The organism is Limnohabitans sp. G3-2, assembly GCF_002778275.1.
Taxonomy (GTDB): domain Bacteria; phylum Pseudomonadota; class Gammaproteobacteria; order Burkholderiales; family Burkholderiaceae_C; genus Limnohabitans_A.
Window position 1 is genome coordinate 1 of the sequence record NZ_NESG01000022.1, and the last position, 871, is coordinate 871.

General features: G+C 63.1%; 1 protein-coding gene. It reads right to left on the reverse strand.

The genetic code is table 11. The features are described 5' to 3' along the window. The coding region (locus tag B9Z31_RS15295; RefSeq protein WP_143473873.1) for a filamentous hemagglutinin N-terminal domain-containing protein at positions 1 to 871 on the reverse strand (871 nt) is incomplete at both ends.

The window sequence follows — 871 nt, forward strand, 5'->3', positions numbered from 1 at the left end:
ACGCCGCCCAGCAATCCACTGGCGGCTTGGGCCGACAAGATGATCAAGCCGCCGGGGGCTTGCACCGCTTGGCCGTTGTCCACCAGCGTCTGGAGGGTGGCCGGGGTCACCAGCACGTTGGTCAACTGTTTTTGGTTGTTGAATTGCAGCTCAAAACTCTCGCCCGCAGCCAATGCCACGGTTCCGCCCACTTGCGCCAACACCACGCCCTGGTTGCGCACCTCAGGGGCCAGAAGCGCAATGTAGCCGTCCAAGCCTGCGCTGATGTGGCCCTCGTTGAGGATACTGCCCGTGGCCCCGTTGCGGTTGAGGCGGTACTGGCCGTTCAAAAAGTCAGCATCGCTCAGGCTGTGTGTGCTGGCCGTGAAGCTGCCCACGTCCACCCGAGAGCCGGGTGCAAAGTACACGCCGTTGGGGTTGAGCAAGAGCACTTGGCCATTGGCATGGATCTGCCCAAAGATCTGGCTGGGGTCGCTGCTGTGCACGCGGTTGAGCAGCACACTGGTGCTGCTGGGCTGCGTGATGTTGACCTGGGCGTTGGCGCCCACGTTGAAGCTTTGCCAATTGACGATGGCTTTGTTGCTGGTTTGCGAGATGGCCATGCTGGCGGCGGTGGCCGTTTGCGTTTGGCTGAAGCTGACCGACCCCGCAGCCACCTGGGCGCCGGCGGGCAACTGGTTAACGGCAGGCGGCGTGATGAGGGGCGGCGCGGCCAAGGCCCCACCGGTGCTGACGACGCCACCGGCCATGAGCGCTGCCGCAGTGACCAGGCGCAGGGCACTTTTTTTACCGCGTGCACTGACGTGCTCGGCCACGGCCACCCAAGTGTTGAGTGCTTCGCTGTAAACCAGTTTGTAGTTGCTGTTCATGA